The following is a 24,909-nucleotide window of genomic DNA, read 5'->3' on the forward strand; positions in this document are numbered from 1 at the left end:
GACGGCGTTTTTCCACAAACGGGGCTTGCGATCAGGAGCGCCGCAACGCCTCCACCACGGCGGCAAGTCCGATCAGCAGTGCCGGCTGGAATGTGGCAGCAGCGAAACTCAGGAGAAAGTTGATCAAAGCATATCCGCTGCCCAACGCCCCCGTGCGGGCACTTGCGTAAGAACTGACCATCACCCCCATGACTTGCGCCACGAACAAAAGCACCGCAATCCCCACAAGGATGCGCGGGGCGTCTTCAATGATTTTCATGATTTCCTCTTGAATGTCTGGACAAATATCAGTCGCCGAGCTTTGCATGCACCTCGGCCAGATCTATCTCACCGGTCGGCATCTTGTTGGCCGGGTTTTCGAAATCGTATTTGAAAAGCTGGAAATCCTTTTTGTAGATTTCCCACATCAGATGCATCGAAAGGTCGTCAAAATAATCCTCCACCGGATGCAGCCGCTTCGGCCCATGACCCTCGGATTCGTTGAAGCGCGGAATTTGCGCCAGGTCGACCGGATAGGGTGTCTCGATATGATCGAGCACCTCCTGCATGCCCTCGTTGAATTTCTCGGTGAAGAAAATCTTGTCGTAAGTGCCGCCGTTCACAATGAACGTGGACACATGCCCCGCCATCGCGGACCAGTGAATGTCCGGGTCCATCGGGCGGCGAAAACGGATGGTGTCGCGCACGAACAAAAGGAATCGGCGGAAGCTGGCGATCTGGTCGAACTCCTGCTTGCCGTCCTCGCCGCCGACCTCGATACCGTATTTCTGGATGAGCTGTGGCACGAGCTTGCCGCGATAGCGGCTGCCGTTGCGCTGAATGCCACAGATCTTGTCGAAAAACGATGACAAAACCCGGGTGTAGGGATTGCGCACACAGGTGAAGGCATAGGATTTATGCGCCAGGACATTGGCTTCGATCGGCGCCTGGCTTTCTTCTTGCGACCATTTGTGCAGGCGATCCTTGCTGTCGTGAATGTCACCGTCGAAGAACTCGCCGTGGTCGGAATAGAACATGATCTGACCGATGGTCGAACAGGCACATTTCGGGACAACGCGGTATACCACGCTCTCGCTTTCGGTCATCCAGGTTCCGGGAAAGCCCATATTTACCACAACTCCGTTTATGTCGCGACACCCGCGCGCCTTTTCGCTTTAAAAGCAAATTCGCCTTGATTATTCAATGATTGGTTACGCTTGTATGTGAACAATGCGTTAGAAATGAGGTTACGGTTTCCAATATGGCACGAATTGCCTTCATCTTGCTGTGCCATAAGGACCCGGAAGCGATCATAGATCAAGCCCGGCGTCTGACCCGTGCGGGCGACTACATCGCCATCCATTTCGACGCGCGCGGCGGCAAGGAAGCGTTCGAGGCGATCCGGGAAGGGCTCAAGGACAATCCCAACGTCGCCTATGCCACCAAGCGGATCAAATGCGGCTGGGGGGAATGGAGCCTTGTCGAAGCCACGCTTTACGCGATTGAGGCGGCGGAGGCGGCCTTTCCGCGCGCCACGCATTTCTACATGCTCTCGGGCGATTGTATGGCGATCAAGACCGCCGAATATATCCACGATTACCTCGACCGCGAGGATGTGGATGTCATCGAAAGCTTCGACTTTTTCGAGAGCGACTGGATCAAGACCGGGATCAAGGAAGAGCGGCTGATCTATCGCCACTGGTTCAATGAGCGCACGCATAAGTGGCTGTTTTATCAAAGCTTCTGGATGCAGCGGCGGCTTGGCCTGCAACGCGAGATCCCCGAGGATCTGCAAATCATGATCGGCTCGCAATGGTGGTGCCTGCGCCGCCGCACGATCGAATGGATTCTCGATTTCACCCGGAGCCGCAAGGATGTGATGAAATTCTTCCGCACCACATGGATTCCCGACGAGACATTCTTTCAGACCCTCGTGCGCCATCTCGTGCCGGAAAACGAGATCAAGACGCGAACGCTCACCTTTCTGATGTTCACCGATTACGGCATGCCCGTGGTGTTCTATAACGACCACTACGACCTTCTCCTGTCGCAGGATTATCTGTTCGCTCGGAAAATCTCTCCCGAAGCCAAGGAGTTGAAAAAACGCTTGGGCGATCTGTTCGCTGCCACCGGGGTCGAGTTCCAGATTTCCAACGAAGGGCGGTCGCTGTTCAACTTCCTCACCGGGCGCGGACGGGACGGGCGGCGGTTCGCGCAACGCTTCTGGGAGACCGAAAGCACACTGGGCCGGGACCGCGAGCTTTTGATGATCGTCTGCAAGAAATGGCACGTCGCCAAGCGACTGGTCTCACGGATCAAGGATCACTCCGACATTCCCTGTCTCGAATATCTGTTCAACGAGGAAAACACCAACCTGCCCGATCTCGGAGGCATCGAGAAAAGCCTCGAGAAACGCACCCGGCACCGGCGGGCCTGGGTGCGGATGCTGTTCGACTATTTCGACGCCGACAAGATGGTGGTCTGTCTCGACCCGCAGGGCATCGAACTGATCCGCGATTTCAATGCCGACCGCTCCGGCACGCGGGTGCTTGAGATCGACTGCGAGTTCACCGACGACTATCTGGCGGGTCACGCCAAACGCACCGGGCTTGCGGGGGAACAGACGCCCGAAGAGGCGCTCCAGCGCCTGTTGCCGACGATCCGCGCCGACATCAATCACGAGAGCGACCGCATCCGCGACGCCGAATTCGACCATTACGAGCGCATCTCGCAATCCAGCACCCCGGAGGAAAATGCGCGCCCCCTTGCCCGCTTCCTCGGCATTCCCGAAGAAACCGCGCGCGAGATCGTCTCGATGCACTACCTGTTTTCCGACTGAGCCTTTTTCGTTTAATCTGAAACGGATTGAACGAAAACGTCACCACATCGCTTTGCGATTGCGACGTTTTGAAAACCTGAGTACCTCGGATTTCGAGACACGCTGCAAGGGAGGCCACGATGCCCTACACCTATGACGATCAGAATATCTTTGCGAAAATCCTGCGTGGCGAGATCCCCGCGAAGCCGGTTTTCGAAAGCGAGCACACACTGGCCTTCCCCGACATTTCGCCGAAGAAAAAGGCCCATGTGCTGGTGATCCCGAAAGGCCCCTACCGCTGCTACGACCATTTCGTACAGGCGGCCTCCGATGCCGAACAGCTCGATTTCTTTCGCTCCGTGGCCAAGGTGGCCGAACGTGTGGGCGTGGCCGAATCCGCGGGCGGTGACGGGTTTCGCCTGATCACCAACTCCGGCGCGAACTCGCATCAGGAAGTGCCGCATTTCCACGTCCACCTCCTGGGCGGCGAACCCTGCGGGCCGCTGGTCTGCGACTGAGATTTACATCATATCATGAGAAAACCCCGCGAAACGCGGGGTTTTTATTGAGTATTTCAACCATCGGAAAACCGGATCTCATTTCCCTGAGGTCAGATTGACGAAGACGTCTTCCAGATCGGGCTCCATCGTGCGCACATCGCCAATGGTGATCCCCGCCGCCTGCACCGCGTCGATGATCGCACCGACCGAGGTCTGACGCCGGGAAAAATCGAAGGACAGCGTGCCATCCCGGCGCCGCTCCATCTTGACGCCTTCGGGCAGGCCCACGATCTCGGGGGCCGCGCCCTCCGGTTCGATCACAAGCGTCTTGGCATCCATCATCCCCAGCAGGTTTTTCGTCGTGTCGCGCTTGATCAGCTCGCCATGATTGATGATGGCGATCTCGTCACACATCTCCTGCGCCTCTTCGAGGTAATGCGTGGTCAGGATGATCGTCATGCCGCGCTCTTCGTTAAGCTTGCGGACATTGGTCCAGAGCATCTGACGCAGCTCGATATCGACCCCTGCGGTGGGTTCGTCGAGCACGAGGATCTGCGGGTTGTGCACCAGCGCCTTGCCAAGCAAAAGCCGCCGCCGCATCCCGCCCGAAAGCGTCCGGGCATAGGAATCGGCCTTGTCGGTCAACCCGATCAATTCAAGAATCTCATCGGTGCGCCGATCGCGTTTCGGCACGCCATAAAGCCCGGCCTGCACCTCAAGCGCGCCACGCGGAGTGAAGAACGGATCGAGGTTCAGTTCCTGCGGCATCACCCCGATGGCGGCGCGCGACTGACGCGGGTTCACATCCTGATCGAAGCCCCAGATCTTCACCCGACCGGAGGTCTTGATCACCAGCCCGGCAAGGATGTTGATCATCGTCGACTTGCCCGCACCGTTCGGCCCCAGCAGGCCAAAGATCGAGCCTTGCGGGATGCTCAAATCCACTCCCTTGAGCGCCTCTTTCGGCGCCTGCCCCTTGCCCCCCGCATAAGTCTTGCGCAGGGCTTCGATCTCGATTGCGTGTCTCATGCATTCCCTTTCCGGGGCCGAGTGCCCGCGGTTTGCCTCTTGTCCGCATCCCGCGGATGACTATCATGCAGGCCTGATCTAGGCGGTCTCTGGGCACTCGGCAACCGCACGGGCCACACAGCCCCCCTTGCAAAGACCCACACGCTCCGCCAAAGACTGTGCTGACCGCACGTTCAAAGCAAAAGGAACGACAGAGATGACGATTGAAGCGCCGGAAACCGAAGTGGTCTCCTCCTGGAAAGTGGCCTGCGATGGGGGCGAGGGCGCGCTTGGACATCCGCGCGTCTGGCTCGTGATTCCGCATGACACGGGGTTTGTCGAATGCCCCTATTGCGACAAGAAATACATCCACGAAAGCGCCCGCCTCAGCGACGCGTGAGCGATTTTTCCGGAATGTTCTCTTTTCATTAAGGCTTGGCCTGTAACGTCTTTCCAACAGACTTGGGAGACGCATCATGCCTTCGGCCCGTCAAATCGCGCTCGTGCGCAACAATTTCCGGGCGCTTTCACCGAAGCGACCGGATATTTTTATCCCTGTCTACGACCGGCAAGTCGGGGAAGATCCCAAGGCCGCAGCGCAATATGACGGCAGCCTGTGCCAACGTGCACGCGTGCTGGACGGGCTGATCGAACTCGCACTTCTCTCGGCCGATCATCCCACCGCCCTGTTTGCGACATTGCACAAGATGGGGCAGGACTATGCGCATTACGGCTCGTGGCGTGAAAAGCACCCCTTCCTGATCGGGCAAATCATCAAGGCCTTTGCCGAAGCGACCGATACGAATTGGACGGACGAATTGGCCGACGCCTGGGAGCAATTCCTCTATTTCATGGCGGAAGGCATGCTCGAAGGGGTGAATTCCTCCCGCGTGGCCTGAGCGGGCAGGCGAAGGACAAAATGGCGCGCAAGCGCTCCGCCCCGGCTTAGGTGCTTGCAGCCGGTCCGGGCTTCCGTGTTATCAAGGCGCGAATGAAACCGGGACGGGAAACGCGCAACATGACATTCGGCAAGGGCAGCCACCTGCATCTGATCGACGGATCGGCCTTTATCTTTCGGGCCTATCATGCGCTTCCCCCGCTGACGCGCAAATCCGATGGCCTCCCGGTGGGCGCCGTCTCGGGTTTTTGCAACATGCTTTACAAGTATATCGAGGACGCCAGTGGCAATGACGCACCGACCCATGCGGCGGTGATTTTCGATCATTCCGGCAAGACCTTTCGCAACGATCTCTACCCCGCCTATAAGGCGAACCGCCCGCCCGCGCCCGAAGACCTCGTGCCGCAATTCCCGCTGACCCGCGAAGCGACCCGCGCGTTCAACGTCGCCTGCATCGAAATTCAGGGCTTCGAGGCCGATGACATCATCGGCACGCTGGCGCATCAGGCGCGCGACGCCGGTGGCCGGGTGACGATCATCTCCTCGGACAAGGACCTGATGCAGTTGGTCGGCGACGGGGTCGAGATGCTCGACCCGATGAAGAACAAGCGCATCGACCGCGAAGGCGTCGAGGAGAAATTCGGTGTCGGCCCGGAGCGCGTCGTGGACGTTCAGGCGCTTGCGGGCGATTCGGTCGACAACGTGCCGGGCGCGCCGGGGATCGGGCTCAAGACCGCCGCGCTTCTGATCAACGAATTCGGCGATCTCGACAGCCTGCTCGCCCGCGCCGAAGAGATCAAACAACCGAAACGCCGCGAAACCCTGATCGAGAAAGCCGAACAGATCCGGATTTCCCGCGAGCTGGTGAAACTCGTCTGCGACATGGAGCTGGATTTCACCCTCGACACGCTCGAAGTGCAGGAACCGGATGCAGACAAGCTCTTGGAGTTCCTGTCGAAAATGGAATTCCGCACCATCGTCAAACGCGTCTCCGACAAGTTCGGCGTCGCGCCGCCTGCAATCCCCGAGGCTCCCTCGACGGCCAGCGCCCCCGACGCCCCCGCGACGCCGGAATCGAAACCTTTCGACACCGCGGCCTATGAAAAGGTCTCGACCATGGGCGCGCTCGAACGTTGGATCGACGCGATCTATGCCCGAGGTTATGTCGCCGTCGACACGGAAACCACCGGGCTCGACGAAATGGTCGCCGATCTCGTGGGCGTGTCGCTCTGCGTCGAGCCGGGCGTGGCCTGTTACATTCCGGTCGGTCATACGGTGGGAGAGGACGATTTGTTCGGCGGCTCGAACCTTGTCGACGGGCAGCTCGCCAAGAACATGGTTCTGGACGCGCTCAAACCCGTGCTTGAGGACCCGGGCATCCTCAAGATCGGTCAGAACACGAAATACGACGCGAAGATTTTCGCGCGCAACGGGATCAAAGTCGCCCCCTGTGACGACACGATGCTGATATCCTACGCGCTTCACGCCGGGATCAACGGCCATGGCATGGATACGCTCTCCGAACGCTATCTGAACCACACCCCGATCCCGACGAAAGAGCTTCTGGGCAGCGGAAAATCGGCGATCACATTCGACAAGGTGGAGATGACAAAGGCCGTCGCCTACGCCGCCGAGGACGCCGACGTCACCCTGCGCCTCTGGCAGATGTTCAAACCACAGCTCCACGCCGAACGCGTCACCACGGTCTATGAGACACTGGAACGCCCGCTCTCGCCCGTGCTCGCCAGGATGGAAATGGCGGGCGTACTCGTGGACCGCGATGTGCTCTCGCGCATGTCCAACGCCTTCGCCCAGAAAATGGCCGGACTGGAAGACGAGATTCACCAACTCGCGGGCGAAAATTTCAACGTCGGCTCGCCGAAACAGCTTGGTGAAATTCTTTTCGACAAAATGTCCCTGCCCGGCGGGAAAAAGGGCAAGACCGGCGCCTATGCCACCGGCGCCGACATTCTCGAAGACCTCGCCGCCGAAGGCCACGAGTTGCCCGCCCGCGTGCTCGACTGGCGCCAGCTTTCCAAGCTGAAATCGACCTACACCGATGCGCTTCAGACCTTCATCAACGCCGAAACGGGACGCGTTCACACCTCGTACCTGCAAACCGGCGCGGTCACCGGGCGGCTGTCCTCCTCCGACCCGAACCTGCAAAACATCCCGGTGCGTTCAGAGGAGGGCCGCCGCATCCGCGAGGCCTTCATCGCCCCCAAGGGTCGCAAGCTGATCTCGCTCGACTATAGCCAGATCGAGCTGCGCATCCTCGCCCATGTCGCGAACATCGACAGCCTGAAACAGGCCTTCCGCGACGGGCTGGACATTCACGCCATGACCGCCTCCGAGATGTTTGGCGTGCCGATCGAAGGCATGGACCCGATGGTCCGCCGCCAGGCCAAAGCGATCAACTTCGGCGTCATCTACGGCATCTCCGGTTTCGGCCTCGCCCGCAACCTGCGTATCCCGCGTGCCGAGGCACAGGGCTTTATCGACCGTTATTTCGAACGCTTCCCCGGCATCAAACAGTACATGGACGACACGGTGGAGTTCGCAAAAGATCACAAATACGTCCAGACCCTGTTCGGTCGCAAAATCCACACGCCGGAAATCGGCGCCAAAGGCCCGCAGGCGGGTTTTGCCAAACGTCAGGCGATCAACGCGCCGATCCAGGGCTCCGCCGCCGACATCATCCGCCGCGCCATGATCCGCATGCCCGAGGCGATCAAGGACCTGCCCGCCACCATGCTGTTGCAGGTGCATGACGAATTGATTTTCGAAGTGGACGAAGATGCCTGCGATGCGGTGATCGAGGTGGTCAAGGACGTGATGGAAAACGCCGCCGCCCCTGCCGTGCATCTCGATGTCCCGATCGAAGTGGACGCGGGCATCGGCGACACCTGGGCGGAAGCGCACTAGACGTTTCCTTTGCTGTCCAAATACTCAAAACGGCGCGCAGGTGGAAACCCGCGCGCCGTTTGAGTATTTAGACCATCCGAAAAGCCTCAGATCAGCCCCTGTTTCTGGAACAGAATCTTCATGTCCGTCTCGGGGCGCGGCCCGATGTGAGAGATGACCTCGGCGGCGGCGACGCAGCCCATGCGCCCGCTGGTCTCAAGGCTCTGGCCGGTGGCCAAACCATAGAGGAAGCCCGCCGCGAACTGATCGCCCGCGCCGGTGGTGTCGACCGGCTGCACGCGATGCACCGGCACAACGGCCTCCTCGTCCCCGCGCACCAGCACCACGTCGGAGCCGGAGCGGGTGCAGACCACCAGCCCGGATTCGCTTGCTGCAGTTTCCAGCGCCGTCGAGAGGTCCGTCTGGTAGAGGCTTTCCCACTCGTGCTCGTTGCCGATCACGAAATCCATTTCCTTCACAAATTTACGGAAATCGTCACGGTGACGGTCGACGCAGAACGGATCGGACAGCGAAATCCCGACCATGCCGCCCGCCTTGTGGGTCAGCTCGGCGGCGCGGTTGAACGCCTCCTTGCCCTTGGGTTTGTCGTAGAGATAGCCTTCGAGGAACATGATCTCCGTGTCGGACGCCGCCGTTTCTGGCACGTCCTGCGACGAGATTTCCGAGGAAATCCCGAGATAGGTGTTCATCGAGCGCTCCCCGTCCGGCGACACGAAAATCATCGACCGCGAGGTCGGAAGCTCGCCGCCCTGCACCGGCGGATTGACGAAGGCCGTGCCATCGGCCTCCATTTCGGCGGCGTAGAACCGCCCCAGAGCGTCGTCATGCACCCGGCCGATAAAGCCGGTTTTCAGCCCCAGCGCGCCAAGCCCCGCCAGCGTATTGGCGACCGAGCCGCCCGGCGTCTGCACCCGGTTGGTCATCGCACCGTATAGCATCTCGCCCCGTGCGCGCTCCACAAGCTGCATGATGCCCTTTTCGATCCCCATGAGTTCAAGGAAATTGTCATCGGCCTGGGTGATCACATCGACGATGGCGTTGCCGATGCCGACAACCTGATAGGTTTTAGTCAAGGTTCTTCTCCTCGAAGTCACAGAGGTCACGGATGAGACAGGCGCTGCATTTCGGCTTGCGCGCGGTGCAGGTATAGCGCCCGTGCAGGATCATCCAGTGATGGGCATGTTGTTGAAATTCGGCGGGAATATGGTCTTCGATGGCGCGCTCGACCGCGACGACATCCTTGCCGACCGCGACGCCCGAGCGATTACCGAAACGAAAGATATGGGTGTCCACCGCCTGCGTCGGCACATGCCACCACATGTTCAGAACGACATTGGCGGTCTTGCGCCCGACGCCCGGCAGACTCTCCAGAGCGGCGCGCGACGAGGGCACTTCGCCCTCGTACTGATCGACGAGAATCTGGCTCAGTTTAATGACGTTCTTGGCCTTGTTGCGGTAAAGCCCGATGGTCTTGATGTGCGCGATCAGCCCCTCTTCGCCGAGATCGAGCATCTTTTGCGGTGTGTCGGCGATCTTGAACAGCTCTTTCGTCGCCTTGTTCACGCCCTTGTCCGTGGCCTGCGCAGACAGTGCCACAGCCACCACGAGCGTATAGGCATTGGTATGATCGAGTTCCCCCTTCGGCTCCGGCTCGGCGGCTCGGAAGCGGGTGAAAATCTCTTTGATCGTGTGATAATCGAGCTGTTTCGTCATAAAGGTTCTAATGCCTTGTCCGGCCCGGTCGGGCAAGCTGTTCCTGTGTCGCGAAAAGTTTTCATAAAATGCGATGCAAACAAAGGGCAAATCGCCCTGGGCGATTAAACTCGCGTTCAGGTCTCTGCCGCAAAATGCCCCGTGAATTTCGGGAAAATCGACATGACTGAGAACACGGCAATGGACAACGGCGCAGCGCCTGGCGCCCTCTCCGGATTTGGCCCCGGCGTGGTCGTCGAAACGACGGAGGGCCCACAACCGGTCGAATGGCTGCGACCCGGAGATCTCCTTCTGACCCGCGATCACGGCTACCGCCCGGTGATCTGGACCGGGCGCAGCCCCCTCTCCGTCGCTCCGCCCGTGCGCATTGCCGCGGGTGCGCTCGGAACACGCATTCCGGATCGCGATCTTGTCCTGTCCTCGGCCCATCACGTGCTGTTGCGCTCACCACAGATCGAACTGCACTTCGCGACAGAGGAGGTGCTCGTGCCGGTCTCCGACATCGCGACAGAGGAGGAAAGCGGCATGTCCCTGGCGGACCCCGCCTATGGCTATTGCCACATTGTCATGGGCCAGCATGAGCTCATTCTGGCGGAAGGGGTCTGGCTCGAAAGCCTGTTTCCCGGGGAGACCACGCTCAACCTGCTCGGCGCCGTGGCGCGTGCCGAGATCGCCACGAGACTCGGTCAGGATGCCATGGCGCGGCTGCATACGGCCCGCCCCCTGCTCCTCCCCGGCGAGGCCGCCGTCCTGCATCCCCGCTCCGCCATCGCTGCCACACGCATGGCAGCCTGATCCGAATGGAACGGATCACAGAGCTTTGCACAAGTTTCGGGTCGGCACGGTGGCCCCGGTCCGCTAATCTCCGGGCATGTCACTCCGGAGCACCGCCTTGTCCACCCTGCCCCTCGAAGACCGTTATCATTACAACATCATCCGGCGCGCCATCGACCTGATCGACGCCGCCGCCCTGCCCCTGTCGCTTGACGCCTTGGCCGCCGAGCTGGGCATGAGTCCGCATCATCTGCAAAAGCTTTTCACCCAATGGGCCGGCGTCTCGCCGAAACGCTTCCAACAATATCTCACGCTCGGTCATGCCAAGGCACTGATCGACAACCGCCACACCATGCTCGACACCGCTGACGCCACCGGGCTTTCGAGCACCGGTCGCCTGCATGACCTGTTCCTGCGCTGGGAGGCGATGACCCCGGGGGAATTCGCCCGTAAAGGCGATGGTCTCAACATCTCCTACGGGCTCTGCACCACCCCCTTTGGCGAAGCCCTCGCCATGGCAACCGATCGCGGGCTTTGTGCCCTGGCCTTCACCTCGGAAACCGGTCGCGAGGCGGCCTTCGCCGATCTCTCTGCCCGCTGGCCCGCCGCACATTATGTCGAAGCGCCTGAAACCATCCGGCCGCTGATCGACACGGCACTTGGCGGAGGAACCATGCCGCTCCACCTTATCGGCGCGCCGTTCCAGATCAAGGTCTGGGAAGCTCTCCTCTCGATCCCCTCCGGGCATGTCACCACCTATTCCGACATCGCCCAAGCCATCGGCAACCCGAAAGCCGTGCGTGCGGTCGGCACCGCCGTCGGACGCAATCCGGTGAGCTGGCTGATCCCCTGCCACCGGGTGCTGCGCAAGACCGGCGCTCTGGGCGGCTATCACTGGGGCCTGCCGGTGAAACGCGCGATTCTGGCCTATGAAAGTGCGCAGGCCGACGCGACGCGGCCCGATGCGCCTGAGCGAAAACCCGCCACATTCGCGTGATCGCTCAAAATCCACCGTGCCAGAGGCAAGCGACAGCGCTAAAACCAGCGTCAAGAGCAGTTTTTCAGGAGGATCAAACATGAAATCCCCGCTTTACATCGCCATCCCGCTGGTCTCCGCCTTCGGCCTGACCGCCTGTATGGACACTTACGATGCCAATTCCAAAGCCACGCAAGGCGCGGTCGTCGGCGCCACCCTCGGCGGCATCGCTGCGGCGGCCACCTCGGGCAAGAATGACAAGCTGGCCAAGACCGCCGTCGGCGCGATGATCGGCGGAGCCATCGGTGGCGCCATCGGCACCCAGCTCGACAAACAGGCCGCCGATCTCCAGCAATCCATGGGGAATGGCGACGTCAAAATCGTCAACACCGGTTCGCAGCTCATCGTGACCATGCCGCAGGACATCCTGTTCGCCACCGACAGCGCCGTCGTCGTGCCCTCGCTGCAAGACGACCTGCGCGCTCTGGCCTACAACCTTCAGGATTATCCGAGCACCACGGTGCAGATCATCGGCCACACCGACAACACCGGCTCGGCCACCTACAACCAGGAACTGTCGACCCGCCGCGCCTCTGCCGTTGCGACCATCCTGCGCGCCAACGGTGTCGCCTCCGGTCGGATTCAGGCCTTTGGCCGTGGCGAGGATGCCCCCATCGCAACCAACCTGACCCCCGAAGGCCGGGCGCAGAACCGTCGCGTGGAGATCGTCATCACCCCGATGACCTGATCTGTTGTTCAGCCACGATTTCGAAAGGCCGGGGCATGCTCCGGCCTTTTTTCATGCCGGTTTTTCTCATGGCTCCCTGCCCGGCGCGGCCCTATAATCTGCCCAAAGGAGCCGCCATGCCGTTTCAGAGAATCCAAGCCGAAAAGCTCAGCGCCTCCGTCGTGCGGCAGATCGAGCTTCTGATCCTGCGCGGCATTCTGCGCCCCGGCGAACGCCTGCCCTCAGAGCGCGATCTGGCGGAGCGGCTCGGCGTCTCCCGGCCATCGCTGCGAGAAGCCATTTCCGAATTGTCCGCCAAGGGGCTGATCGAGACCCGTGCCAATGCCGGGGTGTTCGTGGCCGATGTCCTGGGGTCCGCCTTCTCGCCCGCGCTCGTGTCGCTCTTCGCAAGCCATGACGAGGCAGTGTTCGATTACGTCGCTTTTCGCCGCGACATGGAGGGGCTCGCCGCCGAGCGCGCCGCGAAACTGGCCTCCGACACCGATCTCAAGGTGATCGACGCGATCTTCCGCAAAATGGAAGCGGCCCACCCCAAGCGCAATCCCTCAGAAGAGGCGCGACTCGACGCCGAATTTCACCTCGCCATCATCGAAGCTTCGCATAACGTGATCATGCTGCACATGATGCGCTCGATGTTCGATCTGTTGCGCGAGGGCGTGTTCTACAACCGCTCCGTGATGTTCAAGCAACGCACCAACCGCGCCCAGCTTCTCGACCAGCATCGCGCGATCAACGAGGCCCTTCAGGCCCGGACCCCGGAGGCCGCCCGCGCCGCCGTGACGCGCCATCTCGACTATGTCGAAGAGGCGCTCAAGGATCAGCAAAAATTCGAACAGAATGAAGAGATCGCCCGCCTGCGCTACGCCCATGAAACGGGGCGTGCTTAAGTCATAGCCGCGAGATTTCATCGACACAGACCCAAGCAAAAGCGTGCATCTTGGAACAGGTGCACGTCGATTGGAATATATATAATTCTCCATATTGTTGCGCTTAAAGAGGTTTCATAGGGCTGAAGGAGTTTCAAACGCCATGTGCGTCCAGATGAATTCCTGTTGGAGCCATATTGATGAAATGTCTTGGAGAAACTCCCAGTCCGCTTTCTCCGCGTCAGGCCCAGGTGCTATGCCTTCTTGCTCATGGGTATCGCTTGGGAGAAGTGGCCCTGCATCTGGGAATCAGCGATTCCGCCGTTAATCTCTATCTCTCGAACACCAGACGAAAACTTGGCCTGAAGACAAACGAACAATGTCTGGCATTGGCCGTCCACAACGGCTGGCTGAAACAGGATTGCCTGTCTCACAGCCTGGATAAAGCCCGTTAGACCGCACCACAAACTTCCTCAGAGAAACAGGATCATCCAGTGATATTCCTTCTTGGCTATCTCTCTCTCATGGCGGCAATTTTTGGGGCACTGTTGAGCTATGCGTATTTCTTTTATGCCCAAAATGCTTTGCTGACACGGTTGCAACTGGGGATCCTTGCCTTTTTGGCCGCCTTGTTCATAGCCTTGAGCTTATATTTTGGCCGATTGGTGCTCGTCTTGTTCCAAGAATAGAAAAAGCCCCGCTTTTGGCGGGGCTTTTCAATTCGGGGTCAGATCGATCCGGTCAGGAAACCGATCAGTGCAGCTTGGCGCCGACCTCGTCGATCGACGCGTCGATCATGGCATTGGCTTCGGTTGCACCCATGTTCTTCGCGATCACGTCCGCAGCGGCAGCCACGGCGACAGAGATCGCGGTGTCACGCACTTCGCGCACGGCGGCAGCTTCGGCGGCGTCGATCTGCTCGGCGGCGGCGGCCAGACGACGGGCGATGGAGGCCTTGAGGTCCTCTTTCGCCTTGTCCGCGGCGGCTTCCGCATCCTTCTTCGCCTGAGCGACGATGGCATCGGCCTGCGCCTGGACTTCACGCTGTTTGCGCTCGTAGGAGGCCAGGATCGACTGGGCCTCTTCGCGCAGCGCACGGGCCTCGTCGAGCTCGGATTTGATGCCTTCGGCGCGCTGCTCCAGCATTCCGCCGATCATCGACGGAACTTTTTTCCAGAACAGGATGCCAACGAACACGAGAAAGCCCAGAAGGACGATCAGGTTGGTGTTGGTGAGCGTCCAGAAATGGCCCGAAAACGGGTTGGAGCTTGCGGCGAGTGCCGGGGTGGCGGTGGTGAGGGCGAGAAGGAGAGAAAGTTTTTTCATGTCCTTAGCCTTTCATCCGTGCGGTGACGGCCGCAGTGACGGTGCGTGCATCGGCGGTGGTGCCGAGAGCGGCCACGAGTTCCTTGGCGGTCTCCTTGGCGACTTCTTTCACGCTGTCGACCGCGCCGGCACGGATCTCGTCGATCGCTTTCGCCGACTCGGCAGCCTTGGCGGAAATCTCCGCATCGGCTTTCGCGGTGGCGGCATCGAGATCGGCCTGAATGGCGGCACGGGTCTCGCCCGCAATCTGTTGGGCTTGTGCTTTGGCTTCGGCGAGCGCGGCGTCATAGGCCGCCTCGGCCTCTTTCGCCTTGAGCTTGAGCTCTTCGGCGGCGGCGATGTCGTTCATGATCGTGCCGGAGCGCTCGGCGAGCACCGCGGAGATGCGCGGCAGGGCGATCTTGGACAGCACGAAATAGATCACGACGAGCGTGACCAGAAGCCAGAAAATCTGGTTGGGGAAAGTTGCGAAGTCGAGCTGCGGCATGCCTGCCTCAGCGGCGCCGTGTGCGGCGTCTACGACCTCTGCCCCATGCGTCTGAGTTGCCATCTTATTCTCCTGATTCTGACCTGTTCTCCCGGTGACGGGAGAGACCCCTTTTATGTGGTCGCAATGCCCATAGTGAAAATCACATGGCGAAAATCATCCGATTTTCTCAGCATTGCTCACATATTACGCGAGGGTGGGACTGTTAGGAGTCCCACCCTGCCGTAAGGATGGAGCGTCGGATCAGACGGCGAACATCAGCAGAAGCGCGACGAGGAACGAGAAGATCCCCAGAGCTTCCGCGAAGGCCATGCCGATGAAGAGGGTCGCGGTTTGCGACGCAGCGGCGGACGGGTTGCGCAGAGCGCCGGAGAGGTAGTTGCCAGCAACATTACCCACACCCATGGCGGCGCCGCCCATACCGATGGCGGTCAGACCAACACCGATGTATTTGCCGAGTTCTGCGATATTGCCTTCCATTGTGATATCTCCTTACGTTGGAATTGGCTGGATAGAGTTCGGACCCTTGCGGACCGGATCAGTGAGCCGGGTGCAGCGCGTCTTTCAGATAGACACAGGTCAGAATGGTGAACACGTAGGCCTGGATGAAGGCCACGAGGATTTCGAGAGCGTACATACCTGTAATCGCAAGAATGGATACAGGGGTGACCACGACACCGATCCCAGAGAACAGGATAATCGGAGCGAAACCGGCGAAAACTTTGATCACGGCGTGACCGGCCATCATGTTACCCGCAAGACGGATAGAGTGGCTGACGGGACGCACGAAGTAGGAGATCAGCTCGATCACCGCGAGAAGCGGGCGCACGGCCATCGGCGCGGAGCTGACCCAGAAGAGGGCGAGGAATTTGGAGCCGTTCTTCACGAAACCGAGGATGGTCACGAAGAGGAACACCAGAACCGCGAGCACGCCGGTGACGGCGATGTGGGACGTGGTGGTGAAGGAGAGCGGCAGAAGCCCAAGCATGTTCGAGAAGACGATGAAGATGAACAGGGTCATCACATAGGGGAAGTATTTCACGGCATCCTTGCCGGTCACTTCCTCAAGCATCTTGTAGACGAAACCGTAGGTCAGCTCGGCGATCGACTGGCCCTTGGAGGGCACGACCGCGCGGCCACGGGAGCCGACGACCAGAAGCAGGATCACACCGACAACGGCGATCGCCATCCACAGCGTCACGTTGGTGATCGTGTACCAATGCACCGGACCATCGCCGAACAACGGCGTGACCTTGAACTGGTCCATCGGGTGGAAAACAAGGCTGCTCTCGGAACCATGTGCTTCAGTCGCCACGTTCAATCCCTCTCATCACGTGCGGGCGTCCCCGCGTTGTCGTCTTCGGCCGCCTTCTGTTCAGCGACCTGTTGTTTTTCAATGTCCCGCGCGGTGCGCATCATCGTCTTGACGCCGGCCGCGAGACCAAATCCGATAAACAGCACGAGGAAAAGGGGCGTTGTCCCCAACAGCTTGTCCAAGCCGAACCCCATGCCGAAGCCAATCAACAGACCGGCCACAAGTTCCGTCACCATCCGCCAGGCCATATTGGCCTGGGAAAAGTGCTCTTCGCCGCGGGAGGTCTTCGGCTTTTGCGCCTCTTTCACCTTTGCGATCCGATCTTCCAGAGCGCGCAAACGCCCGGGATCATGCGGGTCGGTCATGGTGAAAGCCCCCTTGGTCACTTGCGGGCAAGCTATGCGGGGGGGGATTTAGAGTCAACGCGGAATTGACCACACCACATACAATACAAGACACTGTTTATATTGAGTATTTTTCCATCGAAAAACCAGGAGCTCGGCGCGCACGGGACCGTTAGCGCAAAAGGCTCGCGTTTTCGTTATTCAACCAAACGGTTGACCAAACCCGCGCGCGCGCCTATCGGCAAGAACATGACCCATGATCTCGACCTCATCTTCGCAGCGCTCGGAGACCCGACCCGACGGGCCATCCTCTCGATGCTTTTGGAAGACGACATGGCGGTCACCGATGTAGCCGAACCGTTCGAGATGTCTCTGGCCGCGATCTCCAAACACCTGACCATCCTGACCCGCGCCGGTCTCATCGCGCAGGAAAAACGCGGACGAGTGAAATGGTGCAAACTCGAACCCGACGCCATGCGTGCCGCTTCAGTCTGGATGCAGGGCTTCGGACAATTCGAGGAGATTGATCTCGACGGTCTGGAACGGTTTCTGGAGCTGGAACTCTCGCCCCTGCCCGGCACGACAGAAACCGACACGCGCTAAAACCGCCCGGCATCAGAGCAAATCTGCGGTGAAGACCGCCCCCGAGACAGAAACAAACACGCGGAGCACTTCTGCTCCGCGTGTTTCTCTTCAGCACTGTCTGTGCCGTGCAAGCTGCAATCAAAAGACAAAGCTCAGGATTGCACCGACAACGACAACGAGACCGACAAGATAAATGACAGAGTTCATAACTCTTCTCCGCGTTTGTTCTGTTACAGAGACAACGCGGAGAAGACCCGGAAGTTCCCGTGCGCCTTAGCGCACCACGAAAACCGACATCTTGGCATGCGAGGCGAGCGTGCCCGCGTTCGAGCCGAAGATATATTCGGCAAAGCCCGGCACATGGCTGGCCATCACCACGAGATCTGCGCCCAACTCATCGCTGGCTTTCATCAGAAGCGCATCGAGATCAATCCGCAAATCCGTCGCGATCACGGGGTGCGGCGTGACGGGACGCCCATAACGGTCGGACAAGTCGGCTGCAAAGGCCCGGAGCCGCGCCTCATATTCGGCAGGGGTGTGCCCCAGAGCATGCGGAGTTTCGGGAGCAACCCCCACCACATGAACGGCCGCATCGTATTGCGCCGCAAGATCGCCCGCGACACCCAAAGCCTTTTCGAGGCGGTCCGCATGGCCGAGATCGACGGGGATGACGATCGTTTTAAACATATCTCCTCCTTCTGACCTGCCTGTGCAAATCCCGTTCATTCTAACAGAAATGGAAGGTTACCGATATGCGGGAGGTCAACCCTCAGCCCTCGTGCTCGAGCAGGAGATAGAGCGCCAGAATGGTCAGGCCGATGCCGCCGAACACCAGCGCGGGCGGCGTGCCATGGCCCAGAGCGATCTCCCAAATGATCACCCAGGACGGCACGAGATAGGTGTAAGCCATGACCTTGGCCGCTGCCAGACGCACGGTGGCATAGGCCAGAAGCGTCGCCGTCGTGGTCGTGGCGAACACCGTGATATAGCCCAGCGCGATCCAGACGATGGCCGGAAGATGGGCCCAGTCGGTCGCCAGCACGTCTTTCCAGCCGAAAAGCAGGATGACGAGCGAGGCGGAGGCCAGCACAAAGAAGGTGAAGACCAGCGTGCGCTCGCCTCGGTGCAGGCGCGGCACCAGCGGGGTGTAGATCGCATGCGCCACGACGCCGATGAAATAGAGCGCCTCGCCGCGTCCGACATGAAAGGCCAGAAGCGCATGGATGTCGGCGCGGAAGATCACCCAGAGCGCGCCCGCCGCCCCGATGGCAAGCGCCATGGCGATGCGGCGCGTGGTGATCTGGCGCATGATCAGATAGCCGAAGCCCGCCGCCAGAAGCGGCGTCAGGGTGAAGACGGCGGAGGCGGAGACCGGCTCTGCGGTTTTCAGACCGACGAACATCATCACAAAGTAAAGCGCGAAAATACCGCCAAGGATCAGGTAGCGCCAGGGCTGACGCGTGGCCTCGCGCGGGATGCCGCCCGTGGCCATGGCCATGATGCCGACAAAGATCGTCGCCGCGACGAAGCGCACCCCGTTCAGCGCCAGCGGCGTGATCTCGTTCGCCGCCATGGAGCCCAGCGAGAACGATCCGGCCACGAGACAGGAAAAGGTGAGCATGGCCAGATGGCCATTGCGGCGGTCGGCGGCGGTCGCGTCATGGGGCACGGGGAGAACTCTTTTGAAAACGCTATGGATCGTGCTCCCTTAGCGCCCACGGCCCGGAAGGTCCATTGCGAGCATCCGCACAGGACAAAATCGTTTTCGCGGCTTTCCGGGGCACCCAGTCTGCAATTGCCCGGTCTGCGATCACCCGACCTGCGAACAGGGCCATTCGCGCGAGCGCGCCTTGAGGAAGGTCAGGAAGGCCTGCACCTTCGGCGTGCGGTGCAGATCGACATGGGTGACGATCCAGTTCTGACTGTCCCAATCGGGGCTGGGCGGCAACACCTCGACGAGATCGTCGCGCTGCCCGGCCTGCCAGGTCGGCATGAACCCGGCGCCCGCACCCGCACAGATCGCCTCGGTCATCACCTCGACATCGGAGGTGCGGAAGGCCAGCCGGTCGGCGGGCACATGTTCGTTGATCCAGACCATGAAGGGCGCGCGCGAGCTCGGGTCGTCGAGCGACACGAACCGCAGCTCATGCGCAAGCGCCTCACCCGTCGCCTCCGGCATGCCGTAGCGCTCGATATAGGTCTTGTGGACGTAGAGCGCATAGGCCTGACGGTGGAACGGCTGGACCACATTGTCGGGTTCCTGCGGCGGACGCCCGGCGCGGATCGCCACATGCGCCTCGCCATATTCGAGCCGGAACAGCCGCTCGCCGGTCAGGTAGCGCACATTGAGGCCGGGGTGTTCGAGCTGGAACTCCGCGAGCACCGGCACCAGAAGCGCGCCCATCCCCGGCAGCGATGTCACGACCAGCTCCCCCGCCACCTCTTCGCCCCGGCCTTTGATCCGGGAGACAAGCTGCGAGAGCTGATCGTCGGTGGTTTGCGCGACCTTCAAAAGGTCCATCCCCGCCTCGGTCGGCGTATAGCCGCGGGCGTGACGCTGGAACAGTTTGACGCCAAGGCGCTGTTCGAGGCTGTCGATATGGCGGATCACCGTGGCGTGGTGCACGCCCAGCGCCTGCGCGGCACCGGATACGGTGCCCATTTTCGCGACCTGAAAGGCGGTGCGGAATTCATCCCAGTTTTCGACGGACATCTCTGGCCTCATGTGCGGAGAGGAACGGTTCACCGCGATCATCCAGAGGTCTGTGTGGAATTACAAGCTATTTTGCCACGTCGCGGTTTCTTAATTCCGCCCATCCCTGCGCGGCTTCGGGCAAATCGCCCTGCCATTCCTCTGCCAGAGCCCTCCGCTCCGCCTCCAGCAATGCCTCCAGCGTCGCGATCCGATCCCCCCGCCCGCGCATGTGATCCTGAAACCGGTGCGAATGCAGGATCGTCGGCACCGCATCCAAGGGCTCCCAGGCATCCAACACCGTCACCCGCCGCAGGTTGAATTCCGGCGGCAACACATAATAGCGCAGATCGCTCTCCCAAAGCAGGTCCTTGAGTATGATCTGATCGCGCTCCACCGCCGCATCTGCAAAGAACCGCGCCGCCCATTCGCTCAGAAACCCGAGCATCACCTCGGACCGCCGATAAAGAAACACCCCCGAATTGTGCTGCGGAAAGGCATAGGGCGTGTGGTGATCCCGCCCCTGCCGGATCAGATCCCAGTCGCGGCGCACATCATGGGTCAGCGCACATTCGAACCGCTCCAGCACATCGAAGAGATCGCCCAGCGGCGCGACAAACAACGTGTCGCTGTCGACATACAACGTGCGCTCGAACCGCGTCTCCGGCATCGCCCGCAGCTTCTCGCGCGCATGCATCCGTGCCTCGACCCGCACCTGATCGAACAGCCCCTCGGGCAGAAGCTCCTGCACATCCGTCACCAGATCGATGGCCAAATCCGGCTCCACCGCCCTGAGACTCCGCGCCGACTGAATCGCCAGATCGACATAGTCCGGCCCGCTCGCAACATAGAGCACGCCCCGCGTCACACCACTCTCCCCCATCGGGTCTCCCCTCCGTTCTCTGGTCCGCAGAAGCTAGAGCAATCCCCCGCCAAGGCCAGCCCTCACCTCATGTCAACGTCCCGGCCAAAACGCCGCATCTCTCTTGACTCATTTCCCGCGCACGCGTAGAGACCCGGCAACATCCCGGAAAGCAGTCTGCCTTCCGGTCCTCAGGCTACATGCCAGGATCGCCCCCCGTCAGCGCGTTGCGCCCACGGGGGCTGAGCCGCATTGGTCTTTTAAACTCACCGCTCCGTGCCCACATGGAGCAGATCGCAACACGGCCAAACGTCATAATGACAGGAGTACGCCCATGTTTGAAAATCTGTCCGAACGCCTCTCCGGCGTCTTCGACAAGCTCACCAAACAAGGTGCCCTGTCCGAAGACGATGTGAAAACCGCCCTGCGCGAAGTGCGCGTTGCGTTGCTTGAGGCCGACGTCTCGCTTCCCGTGGCGCGCGACTTCGTCAAGGCCGTGGGCGACAAGGCCACCGGTCAGGCGGTCACCAAATCCGTCACCCCCGGCCAACAGGTCGTCAAGATCGTTCACGATGAACTGGTCCACGTCCTCGCCGGTGACGAAGGCGAGATCGGCACGCTCAAGGTCGACAACGCCCCGGCCCCGATCCTCATGGTCGGTCTGCAAGGTGGCGGTAAAACCACGACCACCGCGAAACTCGCCAAACGCCTGAAAGAGAAACAGGGCAAACGCGTCCTGATGGCCTCTTTGGACGTCTACCGTCCCGCCGCTATGGACCAGCTCAAGGTTCTCGGCGAACAGATCGGCGTCGACACGCTGCCGATCGTTCCGGGTCAGAAACCCGCCGACATCGCCCGCCGCGCCAAGCAACAGGCGACCATGGGCGGCTATGACGTCTATATGCTCGACACCGCAGGCCGCCTGTCCATCGACGACGCGCTGATGGCCGAGGTCGAAGAGGTCAAAGCCATCACCACCCCGCGCGAAACGCTTTTGGTGGTCGACGGTCTCACCGGTCAGGACGCCGTCCACACCGCCGAAAACTTTGACGGGCGCATCGGCATCTCCGGCGTCGTCTTGACCCGGATGGACGGTGACGGTCGTGGCGGTGCGGCGCTCTCGATGCGCGCGGTCACCGGCAAGCCGATCAAATTCGTCGGTCTCGGCGAGAAAATGGACGCGCTCGAAGAGTTCCACCCGGAGCGCATCGCGGGCCGTATCCTCGGCATGGGCGACATCGTGGCCCTCGTCGAGAAGGCACAGGAAACCATCGAGGCCGAACAGGCCCAGCGCATGATCAAGCGTTTCCAGAAGGGTCAGTTCAACATGAACGACCTGAAGATGCAGCTTGAGCAGATGCAAAAGATGGGCGGCATGGAAAGCATCATGGGCATGATGCCGGGCATGGGCAAAATGGCCAAGCAAGTCCAGGACGCCGGGTTCGACGACAGCATCATCAAGCGTCAGATCGCGCTGGTGAACTCCATGACCAAGAAAGAGCGCGCCAACCCCGCGCTTCTTCAGGCCTCGCGCAAAAAGCGTATCGCAGCGGGTGCCGGTCTTGAGGTCGCCGAGCTGAACAAGCTTCTGAAAATGCATCGCCAGATGGCGGACATGATGAAGAAGATGGGCAAAGGCGGCATGCTGAAACAGGCTGTGAAAGGCATGTTCGGCAAGGGCGGCCCGCAGGGTCTCGAAGATATGGACCCGGCGAAAATGGCCGAAGCCACCAAGGCGCTGCAAGGCGCGATGCCCAAGGGCATGGGCGGCCTTCCGGGCCTCGGCGGTGGCATGGGCCTGCCGTCCAATCTCTCGGGTCTTGGGAAGAAAAAATAAGGCAAGAAGAAATAACCATGACCCTCGCCCCCACCATAGAAACCCAGCGCCTGCGGTTGCGCGGCCATGTCGAGGCGGATTTCTATTCGTTTGCCGACATGTTCGCCTCGGACCGGTCGCGCTTCATGCATGGCCCGCTCTCGCGGCGTCAGGCATGGTTTGCGTTCTGTGGCGACGTGGCGCAATGGCAGCTCTTTGGCCATGGCGCATGGGGTGTGGAACGTCTGGACGACGGCGCGTTCGTCGGTCAGGTCGCTTTGAACAAACCGCCGCATTTCCCGGAGCTGGAGCTTGGCTGGTTCGTCATGGACGGGTTCGAAGGCAAAGGTTACGCACTTGAGGCCGCCACGGCCGCCCGCGATTACGCCTATGTCGAAATGGGCCGCGACACGCTTGTGTCCTATATCGACGCCGCCAACACCCGCTCGATCGCTTTGGCCGAACGCATGGGCGCGGAACTGGACGAGATGGCTCAGACGCCCGACGGCGAGGCTTGCCTCGTCTACCGTCACCCGACGCCCGACGCGTTGCAAGACGGCGGCATGGAGGCTTACGCATGAGCCTTTCGAACCGCCTCCTCTTTACCGAAATGTGCCCGACAAAAGTCCGACACAAATCCGACGCTTTGCCGACAGGGGAGTTGCGCCCATGAACGAGACCCAGAAACGCGCCGCCGAGATCCTCAAGGAGCATCGCGAAAGCATCGACCGGCTCGACGCGATCCTCGTCTACACGCTGGGCGAGCGGTTCAAACACACGCAGGCCGTGGGGAAACTCAAGGCCGAAAACGATCTTCCGCCGTCGGACCCGGCGCGCGAAGAGAAACAGATTGCCCGGCTAGAGGAGCTTGCCATCGCGGCGGACCTCGATCCGGAATTCGCAAAGGCCTTCCTGAAATTCATCATTCGGGAAGTCATTCACCACCACGAAAAACATCAGGAATAACAGGGGCTTAGCCTCTGACAAATAGCTAGTATCAGGAGAAACAACCATGGCTATGAAAATTCGTCTCGCCCGCGGCGGTTCCAAAAAACGCCCGTTCTACCGCATCGTTGCCACCGATTCCCGCATGCCGCGCGACGGTCGCTTCATCGAGAAACTGGGCACCTACAACCCGCTCCTGCCGAAAGACAGCGAGCAACGCGTTCAGATGGACATCGACGCCGTGAAAGCATGGCTCGACAAAGGCGCCCAGCCGACCGACCGCGTCGCTCGTATGCTCGAAGCCGCTGGCGTCCTTGAGAAAAAAGAGCGCAGCAACCCGAAGAAAGCCGTCCCGGGCAAAAAAGCCCAAGACCGCGCCGAAGAGAAAGCCGCGAAAGCTGCCGCCGCCGCGGAAGCCGCTGCGGCTCCGACCGAAGAAGAGGCCGCTGCCGAAGAGTAAGCCCACCGGGGACTTGCTTTGGGCGATTCGCCATTATTCGGGCGCGGGCAATTTGCCTGCGCCCGTTTTCCGTCGCTCTTGGGCTGTGAGCAATAAAGCAAGGGATTTCAGCGCCCTGCGATTTGCGCACAATCAAAGTTGCCCCCGGCTTAACCCGTTACGGTGCTTATATCTCTGAGCCAATACAGGGGAATGAAGACATGACCAAACCTGCTGCACTCGGGCAGTTTTCTGCCGCATTTCGCAACGATTTTTCCGAACTTCTACGCTGGCGCCGGGATGTCCGCAGCTTTCGGAACGATCCGGTCGACGAGGCGGCCCTGAGCCGTTGCCTCGACACCTTCACGCTGGCCCCGTCCGTAGGGCTGTCGCAACCGTCGCGGATCGTCAAAGTCGTCAGCCCGCAGGCCCGTCAGGCCACGCTGGAGAATTTTCAGCGCGCCAATGAAAAGGCGCTGGCCGGATACGAGGGCGAAACCGCACAGGCCTATGCCAACCTCAAACTGGCCGGCCTCAAAGAAGCCCCCGTGCAACTCGCCGTGTTCTGCGACGAAGCCACCGAACAGGGCAAGGGCCTTGGCGTCCAGACCATGCCGGAGATGCTCCACTATTCCGTCGTCAGCGCCATCATGCAGTTCTGGCTCATGCTGCGCGCCGAGGGAATTGGCCTTGGCTGGGTCTCCATTCTCGATCCGAAAGCGCTTTGCGCCAGCTTGAATACACCGCAAAACTGGTCTCTGGTCGGCTATCTCTGTATCGGTTACCCTGAAGAGATCACGCGCGAACCGGAACTGGAGCGCGCGGGATGGGAACATCGAAACGCACATCCCGAGATTATCGAGTGCTAATCCACGGACGGGACCGAAGGGCAA

At 60.5% G+C, this 24,909-nt stretch carries 30 protein-coding genes; 16 read left to right on the forward strand and 14 right to left on the reverse strand.

The window, feature by feature from the left end; translation table 11 throughout:
• Positions 1–31: 31 nt before the first annotated feature.
• Both NH195_RS01490 and NH195_RS01495 read right to left on the reverse strand, forming a co-directional pair.
• Positions 32–259 (reverse strand): hypothetical protein, encoded by a 228-nt coding sequence (locus tag NH195_RS01490; RefSeq protein ID WP_066701973.1) that lies wholly within the window; start codon positions 257–259, stop codon positions 32–34.
• Positions 260–287: 28 nt separating this feature from the next.
• The gene (locus NH195_RS01495) at positions 288–1,106 is read right to left on the reverse strand and encodes a sulfotransferase family protein (protein ID WP_066701988.1); all 819 of its coding nucleotides are present in this window, start codon (positions 1,104–1,106) and stop codon (positions 288–290) included.
• A gap of 134 nt (positions 1,107–1,240) precedes the next feature.
• On the opposite strand from NH195_RS01495, the gene NH195_RS01500 reads away from it, so the two are divergent.
• The gene (locus tag NH195_RS01500) at positions 1,241–2,818 is read left to right on the forward strand and encodes a DUF5928 domain-containing protein (protein ID WP_066701996.1); all 1,578 of its coding nucleotides are present in this window, start codon (positions 1,241–1,243) and stop codon (positions 2,816–2,818) included.
• A gap of 119 nt (positions 2,819–2,937) precedes the next feature.
• Positions 2,938–3,315, forward strand: coding sequence for an HIT domain-containing protein (locus NH195_RS01505; RefSeq protein ID WP_066701999.1), 378 nt, complete (start codon positions 2,938–2,940; stop codon positions 3,313–3,315).
• Between the two features lie 78 nt (positions 3,316–3,393).
• On the opposite strand, the gene NH195_RS01510 is transcribed toward NH195_RS01505, so the two are convergent.
• On the reverse strand, positions 3,394–4,326 hold the full coding sequence (locus NH195_RS01510; RefSeq protein ID WP_066702003.1) for an ABC transporter ATP-binding protein: 933 nt from the start codon (positions 4,324–4,326) through the stop codon (positions 3,394–3,396).
• A 196-nt stretch (positions 4,327–4,522) separates the two neighbouring features.
• Between NH195_RS01510 and NH195_RS01515 the strand changes: the two genes are divergently transcribed.
• The 3 genes from NH195_RS01515 to polA all read left to right on the forward strand — a co-directional run bounded on the left by NH195_RS01515 (position 4,523) and on the right by polA (position 8,128).
• Entirely contained in the window at positions 4,523–4,705 is a 183-nt protein-coding gene (locus tag NH195_RS01515) for a zinc-finger domain-containing protein (RefSeq protein ID WP_066702008.1), read from the forward strand.
• A gap of 76 nt (positions 4,706–4,781) precedes the next feature.
• Positions 4,782–5,204, forward strand: coding sequence for a globin family protein (locus tag NH195_RS01520; protein WP_066702011.1), 423 nt, complete (start codon positions 4,782–4,784; stop codon positions 5,202–5,204).
• A 92-nt stretch (positions 5,205–5,296) separates the two neighbouring features.
• On the forward strand, positions 5,297–8,128 hold the full coding sequence (gene polA / locus NH195_RS01525; RefSeq protein WP_420795649.1) for a DNA polymerase I: 2,832 nt from the start codon (positions 5,297–5,299) through the stop codon (positions 8,126–8,128).
• Positions 8,129–8,214: 86 nt separating this feature from the next.
• On the opposite strand, the gene NH195_RS01530 is transcribed toward polA, so the two are convergent.
• Positions 8,215–9,201, reverse strand: coding sequence for an adenosine kinase (locus tag NH195_RS01530; RefSeq protein WP_066702013.1), 987 nt, complete (start codon positions 9,199–9,201; stop codon positions 8,215–8,217).
• Positions 9,194–9,841, reverse strand: a complete 648-nt coding sequence (nth, locus tag NH195_RS01535; protein ID WP_066702020.1) for an endonuclease III — start codon at positions 9,839–9,841, stop codon at positions 9,194–9,196. Before nth ends, NH195_RS01530 begins: the two co-directional genes overlap by 8 nt.
• Positions 9,842–10,003: 162 nt before the next feature.
• On the opposite strand from nth, the gene NH195_RS01540 reads away from it, so the two are divergent.
• The 5 genes from NH195_RS01540 (at position 10,004) to NH195_RS21860 (ending at position 13,660) form a co-directional block, all read left to right on the forward strand.
• Entirely contained in the window at positions 10,004–10,636 is a 633-nt protein-coding gene (locus tag NH195_RS01540; protein WP_155846053.1) for a Hint domain-containing protein, read from the forward strand.
• A gap of 106 nt (positions 10,637–10,742) precedes the next feature.
• Complete coding sequence (locus NH195_RS01545; RefSeq protein ID WP_238379676.1) at positions 10,743–11,612, forward strand: methylated-DNA--[protein]-cysteine S-methyltransferase; 870 nt, start codon at positions 10,743–10,745, stop codon at positions 11,610–11,612.
• A gap of 79 nt (positions 11,613–11,691) precedes the next feature.
• Positions 11,692–12,339, forward strand: coding sequence for a YiaD family glycine zipper/OmpA-like lipoprotein (locus tag NH195_RS01550; protein ID WP_066702029.1), 648 nt, complete (start codon positions 11,692–11,694; stop codon positions 12,337–12,339).
• Positions 12,340–12,455: 116 nt separating this feature from the next.
• Complete coding sequence (locus tag NH195_RS01555; protein ID WP_066702199.1) at positions 12,456–13,226, forward strand: FadR/GntR family transcriptional regulator; 771 nt, start codon at positions 12,456–12,458, stop codon at positions 13,224–13,226.
• 179 nt (positions 13,227–13,405) lie between these two features.
• Complete coding sequence (locus tag NH195_RS21860) at positions 13,406–13,660, forward strand: helix-turn-helix domain-containing protein (RefSeq protein ID WP_081423733.1); 255 nt, start codon at positions 13,406–13,408, stop codon at positions 13,658–13,660.
• 298 nt (positions 13,661–13,958) lie between these two features.
• Here the strand turns inward: NH195_RS21860 and NH195_RS01570 are convergent, their stop codons facing one another.
• The 5 genes from NH195_RS01570 to NH195_RS01590 all read right to left on the reverse strand — a co-directional run bounded on the left by NH195_RS01570 (position 13,959) and on the right by NH195_RS01590 (position 16,698).
• Positions 13,959–14,531 (reverse strand): F0F1 ATP synthase subunit B, encoded by a 573-nt coding sequence (locus NH195_RS01570; RefSeq protein WP_066702037.1) that lies wholly within the window; start codon positions 14,529–14,531, stop codon positions 13,959–13,961.
• A gap of 4 nt (positions 14,532–14,535) precedes the next feature.
• On the reverse strand, positions 14,536–15,081 hold the full coding sequence (locus NH195_RS01575; protein ID WP_066702040.1) for a F0F1 ATP synthase subunit B': 546 nt from the start codon (positions 15,079–15,081) through the stop codon (positions 14,536–14,538).
• 180 nt (positions 15,082–15,261) lie between these two features.
• The gene (locus NH195_RS01580; protein WP_066608699.1) at positions 15,262–15,498 is read right to left on the reverse strand and encodes a F0F1 ATP synthase subunit C; all 237 of its coding nucleotides are present in this window, start codon (positions 15,496–15,498) and stop codon (positions 15,262–15,264) included.
• A 58-nt stretch (positions 15,499–15,556) separates the two neighbouring features.
• A complete protein-coding gene (locus NH195_RS01585) occupies positions 15,557–16,333 on the reverse strand; it encodes a F0F1 ATP synthase subunit A (protein WP_066702042.1) in 777 nt (258 codons plus the stop codon).
• Between the two features lie 2 nt (positions 16,334–16,335).
• Positions 16,336–16,698 carry an AtpZ/AtpI family protein gene (locus NH195_RS01590; protein WP_066702044.1) on the reverse strand — a complete coding sequence of 121 codons (363 nt, stop codon included), beginning with the start codon at positions 16,696–16,698 and terminating at the stop codon, positions 16,336–16,338.
• 228 nt (positions 16,699–16,926) lie between these two features.
• On the opposite strand from NH195_RS01590, the gene NH195_RS01595 reads away from it, so the two are divergent.
• Positions 16,927–17,280 carry an ArsR/SmtB family transcription factor gene (locus NH195_RS01595; protein ID WP_066702203.1) on the forward strand — a complete coding sequence of 118 codons (354 nt, stop codon included), beginning with the start codon at positions 16,927–16,929 and terminating at the stop codon, positions 17,278–17,280.
• 255 nt (positions 17,281–17,535) lie between these two features.
• On the opposite strand, the gene NH195_RS01600 is transcribed toward NH195_RS01595, so the two are convergent.
• From NH195_RS01600 to NH195_RS01615, 4 genes are all read right to left on the reverse strand, one after another.
• Positions 17,536–17,949 carry a universal stress protein gene (locus tag NH195_RS01600; protein WP_066702046.1) on the reverse strand — a complete coding sequence of 138 codons (414 nt, stop codon included), beginning with the start codon at positions 17,947–17,949 and terminating at the stop codon, positions 17,536–17,538.
• 82 nt (positions 17,950–18,031) lie between these two features.
• Positions 18,032–18,883, reverse strand: a complete 852-nt coding sequence (locus tag NH195_RS01605; RefSeq protein WP_066702207.1) for a DMT family transporter — start codon at positions 18,881–18,883, stop codon at positions 18,032–18,034.
• 189 nt (positions 18,884–19,072) lie between these two features.
• Positions 19,073–19,975, reverse strand: a complete 903-nt coding sequence (locus tag NH195_RS01610; RefSeq protein WP_066702053.1) for a LysR family transcriptional regulator — start codon at positions 19,973–19,975, stop codon at positions 19,073–19,075.
• Between the two features lie 67 nt (positions 19,976–20,042).
• Positions 20,043–20,837 carry a glycosyltransferase family protein gene (locus tag NH195_RS01615; protein ID WP_066702054.1) on the reverse strand — a complete coding sequence of 265 codons (795 nt, stop codon included), beginning with the start codon at positions 20,835–20,837 and terminating at the stop codon, positions 20,043–20,045.
• 313 nt (positions 20,838–21,150) lie between these two features.
• Here NH195_RS01615 and ffh point away from each other — a divergent pair, with 313 nt between their 5' ends.
• The 5 genes from ffh (at position 21,151) to bluB (ending at position 24,885) form a co-directional block, all read left to right on the forward strand.
• The gene (gene ffh / locus NH195_RS01620) at positions 21,151–22,653 is read left to right on the forward strand and encodes a signal recognition particle protein (protein ID WP_066702055.1); all 1,503 of its coding nucleotides are present in this window, start codon (positions 21,151–21,153) and stop codon (positions 22,651–22,653) included.
• 17 nt (positions 22,654–22,670) lie between these two features.
• Positions 22,671–23,213: a GNAT family N-acetyltransferase gene (locus NH195_RS01625; protein ID WP_066702061.1), complete on the forward strand. Its 543-nt coding sequence runs from the start codon at positions 22,671–22,673 to the stop codon at positions 23,211–23,213.
• Positions 23,214–23,301: 88 nt separating this feature from the next.
• Complete coding sequence (locus NH195_RS01630) at positions 23,302–23,598, forward strand: chorismate mutase (protein WP_066702063.1); 297 nt, start codon at positions 23,302–23,304, stop codon at positions 23,596–23,598.
• Positions 23,599–23,644: 46 nt separating this feature from the next.
• Complete coding sequence (gene rpsP / locus NH195_RS01635) at positions 23,645–24,037, forward strand: 30S ribosomal protein S16 (protein ID WP_066702064.1); 393 nt, start codon at positions 23,645–23,647, stop codon at positions 24,035–24,037.
• Between the two features lie 200 nt (positions 24,038–24,237).
• Positions 24,238–24,885: a 5,6-dimethylbenzimidazole synthase gene (gene bluB, locus NH195_RS01640; RefSeq protein ID WP_066702065.1), complete on the forward strand. Its 648-nt coding sequence runs from the start codon at positions 24,238–24,240 to the stop codon at positions 24,883–24,885.
• Positions 24,886–24,909: the final 24 nt, after the last annotated feature.

Origin of the sequence: Celeribacter ethanolicus (assembly GCF_001550095.1) — a bacterium.
GTDB lineage: Bacteria > Pseudomonadota > Alphaproteobacteria > Rhodobacterales > Rhodobacteraceae > Celeribacter > Celeribacter ethanolicus.